We start from the raw sequence: 17,116 nt of genomic DNA on the forward strand, positions 1-17,116 counted from the left end.
GATTCCGCATTCAGTTCTTCGGGAGGAAAACCATGTCAGCACATTTCAGGCGGTTGCTGTCCACCGCCGCGCTCGCGGCTTTGCCCCTCGCCGGGATCGCGGTCGCCGGGCCCGCGACCGCCTCGGCCACCTCGCTCAATCCGTGTGCACACCCGGGCTGGCGGGAAGACCAGCCGACCTACGGTCACCTGACCGGTGACCCCACCAACATCCGTTCCGGTCCGTATCTCGACTGCGCCATCAACAAGGTCGGGGCGCGAGGGGCGGCCGCGACGTACATGTGCTGGGTCGACGGAGGCGACGTCCAGGGGACGCCGACGTGGACGTTCGTCTACAGCAGCGGTTCGCGGGGCTGGGTGAACGACAGCCTCCTGGAACACCGCGGTAGCCCGTACCACTGCTAGCCCGGGCACCGGGGCGCGGCCGGCCGCGCCCCGGTTCAGGCCGCTCGCCAGGCTTCGCCACCGGCCGACAGCCGCCAGGGTGTCAAGCGCAGCACCGTGATCTTCGGGTCGCGGTGGTCTTCGCCGCCGAGGATCTTCGGGTCGAAGCCGAGCGGTTCGGGCGTCGATGCGAACCGGTCCCACAGGTCCTTGCGCGTCTCCTCGTCGTCCTCGAACTCGGCCCGGCACTCCGCCACCGCCACCTCGTGCTGCGGATCCCAATAAGAGCACGACACGTACGGCGTCGCCGCCAGGTGGGCGAGCTTCAACGGCGTCGGCCGGGTGAACAGCCGGCCGACCAGTCCGTCCGGGGTGCGCTCCCAGATCGGGTGGACGACCCGGGACCGCGGTCTCCCCCGCCGGTCGACCGTCACCAACGTGCACCAGACGATCCGGTGCGCCACGCGCACGAACGCTTCGGCCAGCTCGGCCGGAATTCTGCTAGATTCCACAACCATGGTTGTGCATCCTAGCGCCGACACCCTCGACTTGTCACTGACCGCGCTCTTCGCGGGCTGGGCGATGACCGACGAGGTCCAGCGGCGGCTCGCCGGGCAGGGCTTCGGCGAACTCCGCTTCAACGACGGCGTCGTGATCCAGCACGTCCTGGCCGCGCCGCTGTCCATCACCGCGCTGGCCGAGCGGATGGGCGTGACCCAGCAGGCGGCGTCGAAGGCGGTCGCCGACCTCGAACGCCGGGGGCTGGTCCGCCGCGAGCCCGGCGCGGCCGACGCGCGCACGAAGCTGCTGCACCTGACCGAGCACGCGCTGGCCGCCGTCGAAGCGACGCGGGTGCTGCGGCGGGAACTCCAGGAGGAACTGATCGCGGAGCACGGCACCGAACGCGTCGACGACGCGCGGGCGCTGCTGGCGGCGGTCATCGGCCGCTTCGGTGGCGGTGACGCGATCCGCGCCCGCCGCGTCCGGCCGCCACCGCCGAGAACCGCCGGATCGTCGTCGACTGCCTGGAAAACCTGTTCGTGCACAAGGACTTCGACACGGCGAAAGCCGCGCTGCACCCCGATTTCGTCACCCACAGCCCCGGCCTGCCCTCCGGCCGCGAGGCGTTCGCCGACGCCGTGAAGAACTCGCCACTGGCCGGCGCGGCCGCGCGGATCCAGCACGTCGTCGCGGAGAACGACCTCGTCATGGTGCACCTGCACGTGGCCGGCACGGCCGTCGTCGACGTCCTGCGCGTCGAGGACGGTCTCCTCGTCGAGCACTGGGACGTCAAGCAACCCCTCAGCGCGTGATGACGCAGGTCCCCGACGCCGTGGCCAGCAGCTTGCCCCCGGCGTCGCGGATCTCCCCCTCGGCGAAGGCGATCCGCGAGCCCTCCTTCACCACGCGGCCCGTCGCCCGGATCTCGCCGCGGCCCGCGTGGATCGCGCGCAGGTAGCTCACCTTCAGCTCCACCGACGCGTACCCGACGCCGGCCGGCAGGGTCGTGTGGACCGCGCAACCGACCACCGAATCCAGCATCGTCGCCGCCACGCCGCCGTGGACCATGCCGATCGGGTTGTACAGCGACTCGTCCGGCTCGGCGACCGCGACGACCTCGCCCGGTTCGATGCGCTCCCAGCGCATGCCGAAGTGCGCGGCGATCGGCGCCGGCGGGACGCTGCCGTCGGCGATCGCCCGCATGTACTCCAGGCCGGACATCGTGGCGCCGAGCCGAGCCGTCTCCAGCGGGTCCTGCCACGTGATGGTCTTCGAACGGACCTGCGCTTCGACGTCGGTCATCCCGGCTCCTCGACTATGACAACTGTCTTAACGCCAGCGTCGCCCGCGGGACGGGCGGCGTCAAGCGCGGCGTGACCCAGACCACCCGTGGTCCGCGCGCGCGACGGGTGGAATCATCCGGGGGTGAGCACCGACCGCAAGCTGATCGACCCGGAACGCGTCGCGGCGGCGGTCGACGGGCTCGGCGACCGCGCCGTCATCGACGAATGGGCCCGGCGCTTCTCCGTGGTCGCCGACCCGTCCCGGCTGGCCCTGCTGGTCTCCATCCACTACGCCCGCGAGATCAGCGTCACCGACCTCGCCGCGGCCACCGGCATGACCGACACCGCGGTATCGCAGGCCCTGCGGCTGCTGCGGGCCCACGGCCTGGTCACGCCGCAGCGCGTCGGCCGGGTCGTCCGGTACCGGCTCGCCGACGCGACCGTGCACGAACTGATCCACCACGTGCGCCCGCACCCCGAACAAGCTGAGACAACCGGGGCTTCGCCCCGAGCCGGGGGCTCCGCCACCCGGACCCCCGAACAACCCGCGAACGCCGGCGAAGACCGGTAGCGTGCGGGCATGACGGGATTGCCCGAGACCATCACCGCCTGCCTGTTCGACCTCGACGGAGTATTGACCGGCACGGCGGTCCTCCACCGCGAGGCCTGGAAGCGGACATTCGACGAATTTCTCCGCGCCCGCGACGGCGCCGGGTTCGCGGAGTTCACCGACCACGACTACGCGACCTTTGTGGACGGCCGCCCGCGCGCCGACGGCGTGCGGGAGTTCCTGCGGTCCCGGGGGATCGAACTGCCCGAGGGCACCCCGGACGACCCGGTGGACGCCCCGACCGTCAACGGCATCGGCAACCGCAAGAACGAGCTGGTCCTCAAGATCATCGACGAGCGCGGCGTCAACCCGTACCCGGGCTCGGTGCGCTACCTCGAAGCGGCCAAGGCCGCCGGGCTGCGGATCGCCGTCGTGACGTCGTCCGCGAACGGCGCCAAGGTGCTCGACGGCGCCGATCTCAGCAAGTACGTCGAGGCGCGCATCGACGGCAACGTGATCCGCGAACGGCACCTGCGCGGCAAGCCCGCGCCGGACTCGTTCCTGGCCGGCGCCGAGGCGCTCGGCGTCGAGCCCGCGCACGCGGCCGTCTTCGAGGATGCCCAGTCCGGCGTCCAGGCGGGCAAGGCCGGCGGCTTCGGGTACGTAGTGGGCGTGAACCGCGCGGACCAGGCCGAAGAACTGCGGGCCCACGGGGCCGACATCGTCGTCGACGACCTCGCCGACCTGCTGGAGGACCGATGACCGAACCGCACGGCTACGAGTGCGCGCCCTGGGAACTGCGGTGGCGCGGCATGGACGTCGACGCCCTGCAGCGCACGGAATCGGCGTTCGCCGTGTCGAACGGCCACATCGGGCTGCGCGGCACCCTCGAGGAGGCCGAGCCGCGCGGGCTGCCCGGGACGTACCTCAACGGGTTCTACGAGCAGCACGAACTCCCCTACGCCGAGGCCGGCTACGGCTACCCCGAAGAGGGCCAGACCGTCGTCAACGTGACCGACGGCAAGATCATCCGGCTGCTCGTCGAAGACGAACCGCTCGACATGCGCTACGGCGCCGCCACCGCGCACGACCGGGTCCTCGACTTCCGCACGGGGACGCTCAGCCGCAACACCGAGTGGTCGTCGCCGACCGGGCGGCGGGTCCGCGTGCGCACCGAGCGGCTCGTGTCGTTCACCCAGCGCGCGATCGCCGCGATCCGGTACGAGGTCGAGCCGCTCGACGAGGACCTGCAGCTGGTGGTCCAGTCGGACCTGCTGGCCAACGAGCCGATCGAGTCCGACACGAGTGACCCGCGGGTGGCCGCCGCGCTGGAATCGCCGCTGGTCGGCGAGTTCCACCGCGCGTCGGACTACAACGCCGTACTGGTGCACCAGACCCGCCGGTCGGGGCTGCGGATGGCCGCGGCGATGGACCACAAGATCGAGGTGGACGACGGGATCCGCGCCCGCATCCACAGCGAAGAGGACCTCGCGCGGCTCACCGTCGCCGTCGACGTGCCCAAGGGCGGGCGGCTGCGGATCACCAAGTTCCTCGCCTACGGCTGGTCCGCGCAGCGCTCGGTGCCCGCGCTGCGGTCCCAGGTCGAGGCGGCGCTGGCCGGCGCCCGCCAGACGGGCTGGAAGGGGCTGCTCACCGAGCAGCGCGAGTTCCTGGACGACTACTGGGCCACTTCGGACATCGAGATCGAGGGCGATCCCGAACTGCAGCAGGCCGTCCGCTTCGCCCTGTTCCACATCCTGCAGGCCGGGGCCCGCGGCGAGAGCCGCGCGATCGCCGGCAAGGGGCTGACCGGGCCGGGCTACGACGGGCACGCCTTCTGGGACACCGAATCCTTCGTCCTGCCGGTGCTCACCTACACCATCCCGGACGCGGCGCGCGACGCCCTCCGCTGGCGTCACTCCACAATGGACAAGGCCCGGGAACGCGCGCACCAGCTGGGGTTGCGCGGCGCGGCGTTCCCCTGGCGCTCGATCAACGGCGCCGAGTGCTCGGCGTACTGGCCGGCGGGCACGGCGGCCTTCCACGTCAGCGCGGACATCGCCGACGCCGTCCTGCGCTACCTCAACGCCACCGGCGACGAGCAGTTCGAGCGCGACTACGGCACCGAGCTGCTGCTGGAAACCGCGCGGCTGTGGGCGTCGCTGGGCCACCACGACCGGCACGGCACGTTCCGCATCGACGGCGTCACCGGGCCGGACGAGTACTCGGCGGTGGCGGACAACAACGTCTACACGAACCTGATGGCGCGGCGGAACCTGCAGGCGGCGGCGCAGTCGTGCGAGCGGCACCCCGACGTGGCCGCGCGGTTCGGCGTCGACACCGTCGAGCTGGACTCGTGGCGCGCGGCCGCGGCGGCGATGTACCTGCCCTACGACGAAGAACTCGGCGTGCACCCGCAGTCGGAGGGGTTCCTCGACCACGACGAGTGGGACTACGAGCACACCGATGCGGCGCAGTACCCGCTGCTGCTGCACTTCCCGTACTTCGACCTGTACCGCAAGCAGGTCGTCAAGCAGGCGGACCTGGTGCTGGCGCTGCACCTGTGCGGCGACTCGTTCAGCGCGGAAGAGAAGGCGCGCGACTTCGCCTACTACGAGGCGAGGACCGTGCGCGACTCGTCGCTGTCGGCGGGAACGCAGGCGGTGGTGGCGGCCGAGGTCGGGCATCTGGAGCTGGCCTACGACTACCTCGCCGAAGCCGCGCTGACCGACCTGCACGACGTGCACAACAACGTGCGCAACGGCCTGCACATGGCGTCGCTGGCCGGCGCGTGGCAGGGCGCCGTGGCCGGGTTCGGCGGCCTGCGCGACCACGGCGGGGCGCTCGCGTTCGCGCCGCGGCTGCCCCCGCAGCTGGGGCGGATCACCTTCCGCCTGATGTTCCGCAGCACCCGGTTCCAGGTCGAGGTCGATCCCGACCAGGCCACCTACCACGTCGTCGCCGGTGCGCCCCTGGAGGTCGTGCACCACGGGGAGCGCATCACGATCACCAAGGAGCCGCAGCGGTACGCCATCCCGAAGATCGACGCCGGCACGCCGCCGAAGCAGCCACCCGGCCGCGCCCCGATGCGGCGCGACTCGGAAGCGGTGCGTCAGTACGCGGAGCCGGCCAACCCGATCACCGAGGAAGGTCGCTAGCGGCTTCGCGGCCGGGTGGGACCTGGACGTCCTCGGTCCCACCCGGGCTCACGTCCGGGTCCGGCGCGGTCGGCACGTCGTGCGTCAGCTTGCCGGGGGTCGGGAGCTTCGGGAGCTCTTCGTCTTCGTCGTCGCGGCCGTGGAGGCGCTGTTGCTCGCTCATGCTTTCCGGAATACCCGGTTTTCCCGGTGACGGCCAGCGGATCAGGCCGCGTGCATCCCCGCCGCCGCCCGCGCCTTGTCCTGCAGGGTGAGCAGCAGGCCGTCGCGGGTCGACCAGGGGCAGATCGTCACCTTGCCGCCGGCGACCGTCAGCAGTGCTTCCGCGACGATCGCGCCGGCCAGGGCCTGGTGGGCGCGGTTGCGCGAGATGCCGGGCAGTTCCGCCCGCCGCGACGGCGGTAGCGCGGCGAGCCGCGGGATCCACGCGCGGAGCTCGTCGAGCCGCAGCTCCTTGCACTTGCCCGGGCGGGCGCCGGCCAGCCGCGCGAGCTGCTGCAGCACCTTGGAGCAGCCGACGACCCGCGGATCGTCGACGTCGGCGGCGCCGAGCGCGGTGGTCACGACGTCGAGGGCGTGCGCCCGCAGTGCCTTGACCTGCTTGTTCGACACGCGCTCGGACGGCAGCCAGTCCCGCGTCATCGAGCGGGCCCCCAGCGGCAGCGAGCGCGCGAAGGTGGCTTTCTCGCCCGAGCCGGCGGCCAGTTCGACCGTCCCGCCGCCGATGTCGAGCACGAGCATCGGCCCGGGTTCGGTGTCGTACCACCGGCGGGCGGCCAGGTAGGTCAGTTCGGCCTCGCGGCGGCCGGAGAGGAACCGCAGTTCGACACCGGTTTCGCCGGCGACGTGCCGGACGACGTCCGCCGCGTTGGCCGCGTCGCGGATCGAGGAGGTCGCGAGCGGGTAGACGTCGCTGACGCCGTGGCGGTAGGCGGTGGTCATGCCCGCCGCGACGGCCGCCGTGACGGCGTCGATGCCGCGCTCGGACAGGCGGCCGCGGACGTCGAGCTCACGGTCCAGCCGCAGCCGCGTCTGGTGGTTGACCACGGGTTCGCGGGGTGAGCCGTCCACCGGCACCACCACGAGCCGGGCGCTGAACGAACCGACGTCCAACACGCCCACCGCGGGCACAGCTCTTTTACGCACTGCTCGGCGCACCTCACTTCCGCCTAGGTGAATATCCCCAGTTCGACGGCTCGAAACCACTAATCATGTCCGATCTCACGCGTCATTGCCGGGCGTTTCCGCGAATGAAGCCCTCCGGGGGCGCATTCCTGATGCGAAGGTCACAGTGAGATAACCCGATCGAGTGAACCCCTGGGCAACCGGACACGATTCGGTAACGCCCGCGCCGGCCCTGCGATTAATCGGACATCGGAACCGGCGTCGAGCAGGGGAAAGAGATGCAACGACCCGAGCAGCTCGTGCGGCCGGCCGCCGTCGTGTTCGCGGTCGTGGCCGGGCTCGGCTGCGTCCTCCTCGCCGTGACGTCGGTGCTCGCACCGGCGCCCGCGGCCACCCCGGCCGCGGACCGCCCCGAGGCCGCCGGAGCCCCGCCGGCGGTGGTGCTGATCCCGGACCTGGGCCTGACGCTCAACCACGTAGTGGCCCTCGGCTACGTGGGTGGCCGCCGCGAGCAGCCGGGCACGGCATCGGGCGTGGGCTGGTTCGCCGACGGGCCGCCGCCGGGAGCCCCCGGGGTGGCGGTGTTGTCGGCCCACGCGAGCTTCGGCTACACGGCCGGCGCGTTCGCCCGGTTGGACAAGCTCCCGCCGAAAGCGGCGATCACGATCCGCGACGCGAGGGGCCGGGAGTCCCGCTTCACGGTCCGCAGGACGGCGGTGTTCCCGGCGACCGAGCCGGACACGACGCTGGTGGCCCCGGAGGGCGCTGGGCCGGAGCTGCGGCTGATCACGAGCGACGGAACGTACGACAGTGCCGGTCTCGGCGGTACGAGGGTCGCGGTCTACGCAACCCTGGGTTAGCGGCAGGGGCGGCGGTCACTGCGGCCGTGCGGCTGCGGCTTTCCGGCAGCACAGCGCAGGCACCGCACCCGACCCCGCCGGCCGAGCGGCGCGAAGACCCCCGCACCTCAAACGCGCGAAGGCCACCTCGAGAACCTTCCCCGAGGTGGCCGCCGCGCGTTGACCTCAGTCGATCAGCTCACGCAGCTGTGACACCGCCGCCACGCGGGCCTCGCGGCCGGGCTGCAGGGGGTTCACCACCAGCGTCGTCGCGCCCGCCTCGGCGAAGGCCGCCAGGCGCTCCTTCACGTAGCCCGCCGGGCCGACCAGGGAAATCGCGCGCAGCAGCTCGGCCGGGACCGCCGCCGCCGCTTCTTCCTTCTTGCCGTCCAGGTACAGGTCCTGGATCAGCTTCGCCTCGGCCTCGTAGCCGTAGCGGCAGGCCAGGTCGTTGTAGAAGTTCTTGCCCCGCGCACCCATCCCGCCGATGTACAGGGCCAGGACCGGGCGCACGTAGTCGAGCAGGGGCTCCACATCGTCGCCGATGGCCAGGGCCACCGTGACGAACGTTTCCAGCTCGCCCAGTGCCGCGTCGCGCTTGGCCTTGCCCTCGGCCAGGGAGGCGCCCCAGACGTCGGCGGCCCTCTCCGGGTGGAAGAAGATCGGCTGCCAGCCCTCGGCGATCTCGGCCGTCAGCGCGACGTTCTTCGGCCCGATCGAGGCCAGCAGCACCGGGATCCGCTCCCGCACCGGGTGGTTGATCAGCTTGAGCGGCTTGCCGAGCCCGGTGCCCTGCTCGGGCGGCAGCGGAATCGTGTAGTGCTTGCCCTCGTGCACCACGCGCTCGCGGCGCCACACCTGGCGGCAGACCTCGACGATCTCCCGCGTGCGGCCCAGCGGCGCGTCGTACTTCACGCCGTGGAACCCCTCAATGACCTGCGGGCCGGACGCCCCGAGCCCGAGGATGAACCGGCCGTCGGAGACGAAGTCGAGGCCGGCCGCGGTCATCGCGGTCAGCGTCGGCGTGCGGGTGTAGATCTGGAAGATGCCGGACGCCAGCTGGACGCGCTCGGTCTTCGCGGCCAGGTAGCCGAGCTGGCTGACCGCGTCGAACGAGTACGCCTCCGGCACGAAGACGACGTCGAGGCCGGCCTTCTCCAGTTCGACGACGTCGGCGACGCTTTCGGCGAAGCCTCCGGAGTAGCTGATGCCGGTCCCGATCCTCATGGGCGTCCTCCTGTGGTGAGCAAGCGCTTAGTCGCCGTCATTATGCGCGCTCCCCAGCCCGTTCCGGTGTGCGCACCGCCACTTCTGGCTCGGTTCAGCCCGGAACCACCGTCCCCCGCACGTCGCCGAAGCCGATGCGCGTGCCGTTCGGGCCGGGCGCGGTCGCGCCGATCACCACTTCGTCGCCGTCCTCGAGGAACGTCCGCGCCACGCCGCCGGGCAGCTCCAGCGGCTCCTGACCGCCCCAGGACAGCTCCAGGAACGAGCCTCGCTGGTCACGCTCCGGGCCGGTCACCGTGCCCGAGGCGAAGAGATCGCCCGTGCGCAGGCTCGCGCCGTTGACCGTCATGTGCGCCAGCTGCTGCGGGGCCGTCCAGTACTGCGTCGCGAACGGCGGGCTCGACACCAGGTGGCCGTTGAGGCGGATCTCCAGCGCCAGGTCCAGCCCCCACTTTTCGGAGGTCCGGAGGTATTCGAACGGCTCCGGGTCCTGCGGCGGGCCGTCGACGCGCGCGTGCTCCAGCGCGGCCAGCGGGACGATCCACGGCGACACCGACGTGGCGAACGACTTGCCGAGGAACGGGCCGAGCGGCTGGTACTCCCAGGCCTGGATGTCGCGCGCCGACCAGTCGTTGACGAGGCAGACGCCGAACACGTGGTCCGCGAAGTCCGCTGCGGACACACTGGTGCCCACAGTGGACGGAGTGCCGACGACGAACCCGACCTCAGCCTCGATGTCCAGCCGCTGCGACGGGCCGAACGACGGGGCATCGGCGTTGCGGGGCTTGCGCTGCCCGTGCGGCCGGACGACCGGCGTGCCGGACGCCACGACCGTGCCCGCCCGGCCGTGGTAGCCGATCGGCAGGTGCTTCCAGTTGGGCGGGAGCTCGGTCGCGTCCGGGCGGAAGATCTTGCCGGCGTTGAGGGCGTGGTGCTCGCTGGAGTAGAAGTCGACGTAGTCGGCGACCTCGAACGCCAGGTGCGTGGTCACCTCGGCCAGGGGCACGAGGTGCGGCCGGAGCTGGTCGGCGTAGCGGGGTTCGGTCAGCCACTCGGTGACGCTCTCGCGGACTTCGCGCCAGGTGGCGGCCCCGGCGGCGAGCAGCGGGTTGAGCACCCCGGAAGTGAGCAGCGGGGCGAACGCGGCGGCGGTCCCGGCGGCCGCGGCGGTCAGGTCGAGCACCTGATCGCCGACCGGCACGCCGATCCGCCGCTCGGGCGCGCCGCCGACGGAGAAGACGCCGTAGGGCAGGTTGTCCAGGCCGAACGGTGTGTCGTCGGCGAGTTCGAGCCAGGTCACAGTCACTCCTCGTCCCGGGCGGCCCGCGCCGCCACCCACTCGGCCACCACGTCCGCCAGGACCGGCAGCGGCAGGGTTCCGCTGCCCAGCACCGTGTCGTGGAACTCGCGGATGTCGAACGCCTCGCCCAGCACCTGCTCGGCCTCGGCGCGCAGCCGCTGGATCTCCAGGCGGCCCACCATGTAGCCGAGCGCCTGGCCCGGCAGGCCCGCGTACCGGTCGATCTCCGCCTCGATCTCGATCCGGGCCATCGGCGTGTGCTCGACCAGGTAGTCGACCGCCTGCTGCCGGCTCCAGCCCAGCGCGTGCAGGCCGGTGTCCACCACCAGCCGCGCCGCGCGCATCGAATCCTGCGTCAGCAGGCCGAGCCTCGCCGTGTTGTCCGAGTACAGCCCCATCTCGTCCGCGAGCCGCTCGGCGTACAGCCCCCAGCCCTCCGCGTACGCGTTGAACATGCCGATGCGGCGCAGCATCGGCACGCCGGTGAGCTGCTGGGCGAGCGTCAGCTGGAAGTGGTGGCCCGGCACGGCTTCGTGGAAGGCGACGGACTCGCTCAGCGTCCGCTGCCGCTGGTCCGCCTCGCGCGTGTTGGCGTAGTACGTGCCCGGCCGCGAACCGTCGAGCGACGGCTCGATGTAGTAGGCGATCGAGCCGCTTTCGGCCTCCGCGTCGGGCACCGGCGCGACCTGGCACCGCTGCTCCGGTATCCGCGAGAACCACCGGGGCGCCGCGGCTTCCGCCCGCTTGATCGTCGCGCGGGCGGACTCCAGCAGTTCGTCGCCGTCCCGCCAGCGCAGCGCCGGGTCCGTGCGGATCCGCTCGAAGATCTCCGCGAGCTCGGTGGTGCCGAACAGCTCGGCGCCCAGCTCGCGGTACTCCTCCGCCAGCCGCTCGATGATCGCCAGGCCGGTTTCGTGCAGCTCCTGCGGTGTGCGCTCGGTCGTCGTCTCGGCCCGGATCAGCGCCGCGTAGCGCTCCGGCCCGCCCGGCAGGTCGCCGATCCCCGGCGACGTCTCCGGCCGGGCCACCGGGACCACCTCGTCGGCCAGGAAGTCCCGGTACCGCCGGTAGGCGGGCCACACGACTTCGGCCAGCAACCGGTCGCGCTCGGCTTCCCGGCCGCGGACCGGCACCTTCAACGGGTCGTTCTCCGGGGCGGCGAGGTACCGCTCGACGTAGCCGACGCCGATGCGCGCCAGGAACGCCGGCGGCGTCAGGCCCTCGGCGAGCGCCGCCCGCTGCCGCTCGATCACCTGGTCCAGGTAGGTGCCGACGGCGGCGAGCCGGCTCAGGTAGCCGCGCACCTTGACGTCGTCGTCGAGGATCGTCTGCGGTAGCTCGGTGAGCAGGCTGAGGGCCGGTGCGTCCAGCCCGTCGCTCACCGCGATGTCGGCCCGGCCGGAGTCGAGCAGGTCGACCTGGGTGCGGGCCTGCCAGATCACGACGTCCCGGGTGACGCGGTCGGCCGAGGTCAGCCCGGCCGGGTCGATCGCCTCGGCACGCGCGATGACGCCGGTGAGCCCGGCGCGGAACCGGGCGGCCGCTTCGGCGGTCTGGTCGGCGAGCTTGTCGTGCGTCCCCGGCAGGCCGTGCACCGACGGGAGCAGCGGCTGCGCCTCGAACATCAGCTCCAGGCACTCGTCGGCGAGCTTGCCGGGCGTGTCACGGCGCTGCGCCACCCACTCGGCGACCACGCCGGACAGCACCGGCAGCGGCAGGGTCCCGCTGCCCAGCACGACGTCGTGGAACTCGCGGATGTCGAACGCCTCCCCCAGTGCCTGCTCGGCTTCGGCGCGCAGCCGCTGGATCTCCAGCCGCCCCACCATGTAGCCCAGCGCCTGGCCGGGATCGGCGGCGTACCGGTCGATCTCCGCCTCGATCTCCAGCCGGGCCATCGGGGTGTGCTCGGCGAGGTAGTCGACGGCCTGCTGCCGGCTCCACCCGAGCGCGTGCAGGCCCGTGTCGACGACCAGCCGGCCCGCCCGCATCGAATCCTGGGTCAGCATGCCCAGCCGCGACACGTCGTCGGAGTACAGGCCCATCTCGTCGGCCAGCCGCTCGGCGTAGAGCCCCCAGCCCTCGCCGTAGGCGTTGACGTGCACGATCCGGCGCAGCAGCGGCAGGCCGGTGAGGCCCTGGGCGAGGCACTGCTGGAAGTGGTGCCCCGGCACGGCTTCGTGGAACGCGATCGCCTCGCTGGTGAACCGCGGCCGCTTCTCCGCTTCGTGCGTGTTCGCGTAGTAGACGCCCGGGCGCGTGCCGTCGAGCGACGGCCGCAGGTAGTACGCGATCGTGCCGCTGGTGGCCTCGGCCGCCGGGACCGGCGCGACCTGGCACCGCTGCTCCGGCACCCGCGAAAACCACTGCCCGGCCACGGCTTCCGCCCGCGTGATGGCGGCCCGGGCCCCGGCCAGCAGCTCTTCGCCGTCCCGCCAGCGCAGCGCCGGATCGGTCCGGATCCGGTCGAAGATCTCCCCGAGATCGGTGGTGCCGAACAGCTTCCCGCCCAGCTCGCGGTACTCGGCGGTGAGCTTCTCGATCAGCGCCAGCCCGGTTTCGTGCAGCTCCTGCGCCGTGCGCTCGGTGGTCGTCTCGACGCGGATCAGCGCCGCGTACCGCTCCGGCCCGCCCGGCAGGGCACCGATGCCCGGCGACGTCTCCGGCCGGGCCACCGGCGCGACCTCGTCGGCCAGGAACGCGCGATAACGCGCGTACGCGGGCCGGACCACCTCGGCGAGCAGGCGATCGCGCTCGGCCTCGAAGCCGTCGAGCGCATACGGCGGTGTCACCCGCAGCGGGTCGCTCTCCGGCGCGGCGAGGTAGCGGTCGACGTACTCGATGCCGATGCGCACCAGGAAGCCCGGCGGCACCAGCCCTGCGCCCACCGCCGCGCGCTGCCGGTCGATCAGCGCGTCGAGGTGGCCGCCCAGGCCCGCGAGCCGGCTCAGGTAGCCGCGGACCTTCGGCTCGTCGTCCAGGACCGTCTGCGGCAGGTAGAGCAGCAGCTGCAGCGCAGGTGCGCCGAGCCCGTCGCTGACCGAGATGTCGGCGCGGCCGGAATCCATTTCGTCGATGGCCGCTTTCGCCTGGGACAGCACGACTTCCGAGGTGACGCGCTCGTCGGCGGGCAATCCGGTGGTGTCGAGGGCCTCGGCGCGCGCGGCGATCGCCGCGTACCCGGCTCGGAGCCGGGCCTGGGCTTCGGCACCCGGATCGGGCAGCTTGCCGTGGTCGCCGGGCAGGCCGAACACCGACGGGTACAGCGGCTGCCGTTCGAAGTGCAGCGCGACCAGCTCGTCGGCGAGCCGGCCGGGTGTGTCGAGCCGGCCGGCCACCCAGTCCTCGACCACCTTGGCCAGCGCGGACAGCGGCAGCATGCCGTGACCGAGCACGACCTCGTGGAACCCGCGGATGTCGAAGCGCTCGCCCAGCGCCTGCTCGGCTTCGGCGCGCAGCCGCTGGATTTCCAGCCGCCCCACCATGTAGCCCAGCGCCTGGGCGGGCCAGCCGATGTACCGGTCGATCTCCGCTTCGATCTCCAGCGGCGCCATCGGCGTGTGGTCGGTCAGGAAGTCGATCGCCTGCTGCCGGCTCCAGCCCAGCGCGTGCAGCCCGGTGTCGACGACCAGCCGGCCCGCCCGCATCGAGTCCTGCGTGAGCATGCCGAACCGCGAGACGTCGTCGGAGTACAGGCCCATCTCGTCGGCGAGCCGCTCGGCGTACAGGCCCCAGCCCTCGGCGTAGGCGTTGAACATGCCGATCCGCCGCAGCAGCGGCAGGTCCCGCAGCTCCTGGGCCAGGCTGAGCTGGAAGTGGTGCCCCGGCACGGCTTCGTGGAACGCGATCGCCTCGCTGGTGAAGCGCGGGCGCTTCGCCGCCTCGTGGGTGTTCGCGTAGTACGTGCCCGGCCGTGAACCGTCGAGCGAGGGCTGGAGGTAGTACGCGATCGTGCCGCTCGCCGCGTCGGCCTCCGGCACCGGCGCGACCTCGCACTTCTCCGCCGGGATGCGGGAAAACCACAGCGGCGCCACGGCTTCGGCCCGCGCGATGGCGTCCCGGGCCGCGGACAGCAGCTCCTCGCCGTCGCGCCAGCGCAGGGCCGGATCGGTGCGCAGGCGCTCGAAGATCTCGCCGAGCTCGGTGGTGCCGAACACCTTCGCGCCGAGCTCGCGGTACTCGCCGGCGAGCTTCTCGATCAGCGCCAGCCCGGTTTCGTGCAGCTCCTGCGCCGTGCGCTCGGTGGTCGTCTCCGCGCGGATCAGCGCGGCGTACCGCTCGGCCCCGCCCGGCACGTGGGAGATCCCCGGTGCGGTGTCGGGGCGCCCGGCGGGCTCGACCTCCGTGCGCAGGAAGTCCCGGTACCGCGCGTACGCCGGGCGGACCACCTCGGCGAGCAGCCTGTCCCGCTCGGCCTCGAAGCCCTCGACGGCCGCCGTCGTGCCCAGCTTCAGCGGATCGGTGTCCGGCGCGGAGAGGTAGCGGTCGACGTACTCGACGCCGACGCGGGCCAGGTACGCCGGCGGCACCAGCCCTTCGGCCAGGCTCTCGCGCAGCCGCTCGGTCAGATCGGCGAGGAACGGCTCGATCGCGCCGAGCCGGGTCAGGTAGCCGCGGGCCTTCTTCTCGTCGTCCAGCTTGTAGTACGGCAGGGCCATCAGCAGCCCGAGCGCGGGCGAAGTGAGCCCGTCGCTGACCGCGATGTCGGCGGCCCGTGCGCCGAGCCGGTCGGCCTCGACTTCGGCCGAGGCGATCACGACCTCGCGCGTCACCGCTTCTTCCGGCGTCAGGCCGCCGGTGGGGAGCGCCCGCGCGCGGGCGGCGAGATCCGTGTAGGCCGCCCGGAACCGTTCCTGGGCTTCCCGCGTCTGGTCGGCGAGCCGATCGTGGTCGCCGGGCAGGCCGAGGATCGACGGGTTCAGCGGCTCCTGCTCGAAGGACAGCTCGACGAGCTCGCTCGCCAGGCCGTCGACGGTGTCGCCGTGCCCGGCCACCCACTCGTCGACGACGGTGGCGAGCACCGAGAGCGGCAGCGGGCCGCCGGCCAGCACGAGGTCGTGGAACGCGCGGACGTCGAACCGCGAACCGAGCCGCTGCCCGGCGCGGGCCCGGGCGCGCTGGATCTCCAGCCGCCCCACCAGGTACCCGAGCGCCTGGCCCGGCCACGCGATGTACCGGTCGACCTCGGACTCGACCTCGGCGCGCGACTCCGGCGTGTACTCCAGCAGGTAGTCGATCGCCTGCTGCCGGCTCCACCCCAGCGCGTGCAGCCCGGTGTCGACCACCAGCCGGCCCGCCCGCAGCGAGTCGCCCGCCAGCATGCCGAGGCGGGCGATGTCGTCGGAGTAGAGCCCCATTTCGTCGGCGAGGCGCTCGCTGTAGAGGCCCCAGCCCTCGATGTAGGCGTTGAACATGCCGATGCGGCGCAGCAGCGGCAGCTCGGTGCGCCCCTGCGCGAGGCTGATCTGGAAGTGGTGGCCCGGCACGGCTTCGTGGAACGCGGTCGTTTCGGCCATGTGCCGGAACCGTTCGGTGGCTTCGTGGGTGTTCGCGAAGTAGATCCCCGGCCGCGAGCCGTCGGCGGCCGGGCGCAGGTAGTACGCCGCGGGCGCGCCGGGCGCGACCTCCGCCGGCACGGCTTCGACCGTGCACTGCTGCTCCGGGAGCCGGCCGAACCACTTCGGGGCCTCCGCGGCCGCGCGGGCGACGGCGGTGCGGGCGGTCTCCAGCAGCTCGTCCGCGCCGCGCCAGCGCAGCGCCGGGTCGGTGCGCAGGCGCGCGAAGATCTCGGCGAGGTCGTCGGTGCCGTACACCTTCAGCCCCAGCTCGCGGTACTCGGCGGCGAGCGCCTCGATGGTGTCGAGGCCGATCCGGTGCAGCTCTTCCGGGGTGAGCTCGGTGGTCGTGTGCATCCGGGCCAAGCGGGTGTAGGTCTCGTCCCCGCCCGGCAGCCACGACAGGCCGGGCCGGTCCGCGGGCCGCCCGTGCGGCTTGACCTCGGTGATCAGGAACTCGCGGTACCCGGCGAAGGCCGGGCGGACGACGTCGGCGAGCAGCTCCTCCCGGCGCCGCTCGAACTCCTCGTCCGGGGCGGGCTGGCGGCGCAGCGGGTCGGCGTCGGGATCGGCGAGGTAGCGGTCGAGGTGCGCGATCGCCGCGTCGACCAGGTGGGCCACCGGGAGCAGGCCGTCGGCGATGCCGTCCGCGTGCCGCCGCGCGGCCTGGCGCAGGTACTCCGGGATCGCGGCCAGCCGGCCGAGCTGGGCCTCCGCGGCCTCGCCCGGCGTCACCGTCGTCATCGGCAACGCCATGAGCAGGCCGGCCGCGATCCCGACGGAGAGGTCGGTGACGGTGAACTCGGTCATCCGGCTGTCGATCGCCGCGATGCGGTTCTCGGCCGTGGTGATCAGGACTTCGCGGGTGACGCGGTCCTCGGCCGGCAGGCCCTCGGTCTCGAGCGCGCGGGCCCGGCCGAGGAACTCCGCGAGCCGGGCCCGGAACGCCCGCTCGGCCTCGGCGGACAGGTCCGCCAAGCCGGGCGCCGCCGGCCGCAGGCCCAGCAGCGCCGGCGTCAGCGGATCGGCGGCGAACAGCGCTTCGACGAACTCGTCGGCGAGTTCGGTGACCGCGGTCATGGCAGGACCCCCAGCTTCGGCTGATGTGCTCACGGCCGACCCTAACGGAGATCACCGACAGAAACGGTGGACCGTTCGCCGGGGGCGGACCGCCTCGGGCGGCGCGGACCGGCCAGGC

General features: G+C 72.6%; 14 protein-coding genes. 7 read left to right on the forward strand and 7 right to left on the reverse strand.

Features of this window, described 5'->3' with window-relative positions; genetic code table 11:
* Positions 1–32: 32 nt before the first annotated feature.
* Positions 33–404: a hypothetical protein gene (locus C2L58_RS34815; RefSeq protein WP_146073730.1), complete on the forward strand. Its 372-nt coding sequence runs from the start codon at positions 33–35 to the stop codon at positions 402–404.
* 35 nt (positions 405–439) lie between these two features.
* Here C2L58_RS34815 and C2L58_RS34820 read toward each other — a convergent pair whose 3' ends face one another.
* On the reverse strand, positions 440–901 hold the full coding sequence (locus C2L58_RS34820; RefSeq protein ID WP_103341886.1) for a pyridoxamine 5'-phosphate oxidase family protein: 462 nt from the start codon (positions 899–901) through the stop codon (positions 440–442).
* Here C2L58_RS34820 and C2L58_RS34825 point away from each other — a divergent pair.
* Positions 900–1,526: a MarR family winged helix-turn-helix transcriptional regulator gene (locus C2L58_RS34825; protein WP_233226108.1), complete on the forward strand. Its 627-nt coding sequence runs from the start codon at positions 900–902 to the stop codon at positions 1,524–1,526. The genes C2L58_RS34820 and C2L58_RS34825 overlap by 2 nt on opposite strands.
* Positions 1,424–1,696, forward strand: a complete 273-nt coding sequence (locus tag C2L58_RS34830) for a nuclear transport factor 2 family protein (protein WP_233226109.1) — start codon at positions 1,424–1,426, stop codon at positions 1,694–1,696. Before C2L58_RS34825 ends, C2L58_RS34830 begins: the two co-directional genes overlap by 103 nt.
* Here C2L58_RS34830 and C2L58_RS34835 read toward each other — a convergent pair.
* Complete coding sequence (locus C2L58_RS34835; protein ID WP_103341888.1) at positions 1,686–2,186, reverse strand: PaaI family thioesterase; 501 nt, start codon at positions 2,184–2,186, stop codon at positions 1,686–1,688. The two genes, C2L58_RS34830 and C2L58_RS34835, sit on opposite strands and share 11 nt — an antisense overlap.
* Before the next feature lie 123 nt (positions 2,187–2,309).
* On the opposite strand from C2L58_RS34835, the gene C2L58_RS34840 reads away from it, so the two are divergent.
* The 3 genes from C2L58_RS34840 to C2L58_RS34850 are packed head-to-tail and all read left to right on the forward strand — an operon-like array spanning position 2,310 to position 5,875.
* The gene (locus tag C2L58_RS34840; protein ID WP_369904285.1) at positions 2,310–2,738 is read left to right on the forward strand and encodes an ArsR/SmtB family transcription factor; all 429 of its coding nucleotides are present in this window, start codon (positions 2,310–2,312) and stop codon (positions 2,736–2,738) included.
* Between the two features lie 9 nt (positions 2,739–2,747).
* On the forward strand, positions 2,748–3,479 hold the full coding sequence (locus C2L58_RS34845; protein ID WP_103341889.1) for an HAD family hydrolase: 732 nt from the start codon (positions 2,748–2,750) through the stop codon (positions 3,477–3,479).
* Complete coding sequence (locus C2L58_RS34850) at positions 3,476–5,875, forward strand: glycoside hydrolase family 65 protein (RefSeq protein WP_103341890.1); 2,400 nt, start codon at positions 3,476–3,478, stop codon at positions 5,873–5,875. Before C2L58_RS34845 ends, C2L58_RS34850 begins: the two co-directional genes overlap by 4 nt.
* Here C2L58_RS34850 and C2L58_RS34855 read toward each other — a convergent pair.
* Entirely contained in the window at positions 5,856–6,038 is a 183-nt protein-coding gene (locus tag C2L58_RS34855; protein ID WP_103341891.1) for a hypothetical protein, read from the reverse strand. The genes C2L58_RS34850 and C2L58_RS34855 overlap by 20 nt on opposite strands.
* Positions 6,039–6,079: 41 nt before the next feature.
* The gene (locus C2L58_RS34860) at positions 6,080–7,021 is read right to left on the reverse strand and encodes a Ppx/GppA phosphatase family protein (protein ID WP_199191606.1); all 942 of its coding nucleotides are present in this window, start codon (positions 7,019–7,021) and stop codon (positions 6,080–6,082) included.
* Positions 7,022–7,278: 257 nt separating this feature from the next.
* Here C2L58_RS34860 and C2L58_RS34865 point away from each other — a divergent pair, with 257 nt between their 5' ends.
* The gene (locus tag C2L58_RS34865) at positions 7,279–7,860 is read left to right on the forward strand and encodes a class F sortase (protein WP_103341892.1); all 582 of its coding nucleotides are present in this window, start codon (positions 7,279–7,281) and stop codon (positions 7,858–7,860) included.
* A gap of 165 nt (positions 7,861–8,025) precedes the next feature.
* Here the strand turns inward: C2L58_RS34865 and C2L58_RS34870 are convergent, their stop codons facing one another.
* The 3 genes from C2L58_RS34870 to C2L58_RS34880 form a co-directional block, all read right to left on the reverse strand.
* Positions 8,026–9,066, reverse strand: a complete 1,041-nt coding sequence (locus tag C2L58_RS34870) for an LLM class F420-dependent oxidoreductase (RefSeq protein ID WP_103341893.1) — start codon at positions 9,064–9,066, stop codon at positions 8,026–8,028.
* Positions 9,067–9,160: 94 nt separating this feature from the next.
* Entirely contained in the window at positions 9,161–10,372 is a 1,212-nt protein-coding gene (gene fahA / locus C2L58_RS34875; protein WP_199191607.1) for a fumarylacetoacetase, read from the reverse strand.
* On the reverse strand, positions 10,369–16,998 hold the full coding sequence (locus tag C2L58_RS34880) for a DUF885 domain-containing protein (RefSeq protein ID WP_103341895.1): 6,630 nt from the start codon (positions 16,996–16,998) through the stop codon (positions 10,369–10,371). Before C2L58_RS34880 ends, fahA begins: the two co-directional genes overlap by 4 nt.
* Positions 16,999–17,116: the final 118 nt, after the last annotated feature.

Origin of the sequence: Amycolatopsis sp. CA-126428 (assembly GCF_002904335.1) — a bacterium.
Lineage (GTDB): Bacteria > Actinomycetota > Actinomycetes > Mycobacteriales > Pseudonocardiaceae > Amycolatopsis.

Bases quoted from the DNA above. Each gene is read 5' to 3' on its own strand.
- C2L58_RS34825 (WP_233226108.1), top strand. From the start codon at position 900: ATGGTTGTGCATCCTAGCGCCGACACCCTCGACTTGTCACTGACCGCG.
- C2L58_RS34815 (WP_146073730.1), top strand. From the start codon at position 33: ATGTCAGCACATTTCAGGCGGTTGCTGTCCACCGCCGCGCTCGCGGCT.
- C2L58_RS34880 (WP_103341895.1), bottom strand. From the start codon at position 16,998: ATGACCGCGGTCACCGAACTCGCCGACGAGTTCGTCGAAGCGCTGTTC.
- C2L58_RS34855 (WP_103341891.1), bottom strand. From the start codon at position 6,038: ATGAGCGAGCAACAGCGCCTCCACGGCCGCGACGACGAAGACGAAGAG.
- C2L58_RS34845 (WP_103341889.1), top strand. From the start codon at position 2,748: ATGACGGGATTGCCCGAGACCATCACCGCCTGCCTGTTCGACCTCGAC.
- C2L58_RS34850 (WP_103341890.1), top strand. From the start codon at position 3,476: ATGACCGAACCGCACGGCTACGAGTGCGCGCCCTGGGAACTGCGGTGG.
- C2L58_RS34870 (WP_103341893.1), bottom strand. From the start codon at position 9,066: ATGAGGATCGGGACCGGCATCAGCTACTCCGGAGGCTTCGCCGAAAGC.
- C2L58_RS34835 (WP_103341888.1), bottom strand. From the start codon at position 2,186: ATGACCGACGTCGAAGCGCAGGTCCGTTCGAAGACCATCACGTGGCAG.
- C2L58_RS34820 (WP_103341886.1), bottom strand. From the start codon at position 901: ATGGTTGTGGAATCTAGCAGAATTCCGGCCGAGCTGGCCGAAGCGTTC.
- C2L58_RS34865 (WP_103341892.1), top strand. From the start codon at position 7,279: ATGCAACGACCCGAGCAGCTCGTGCGGCCGGCCGCCGTCGTGTTCGCG.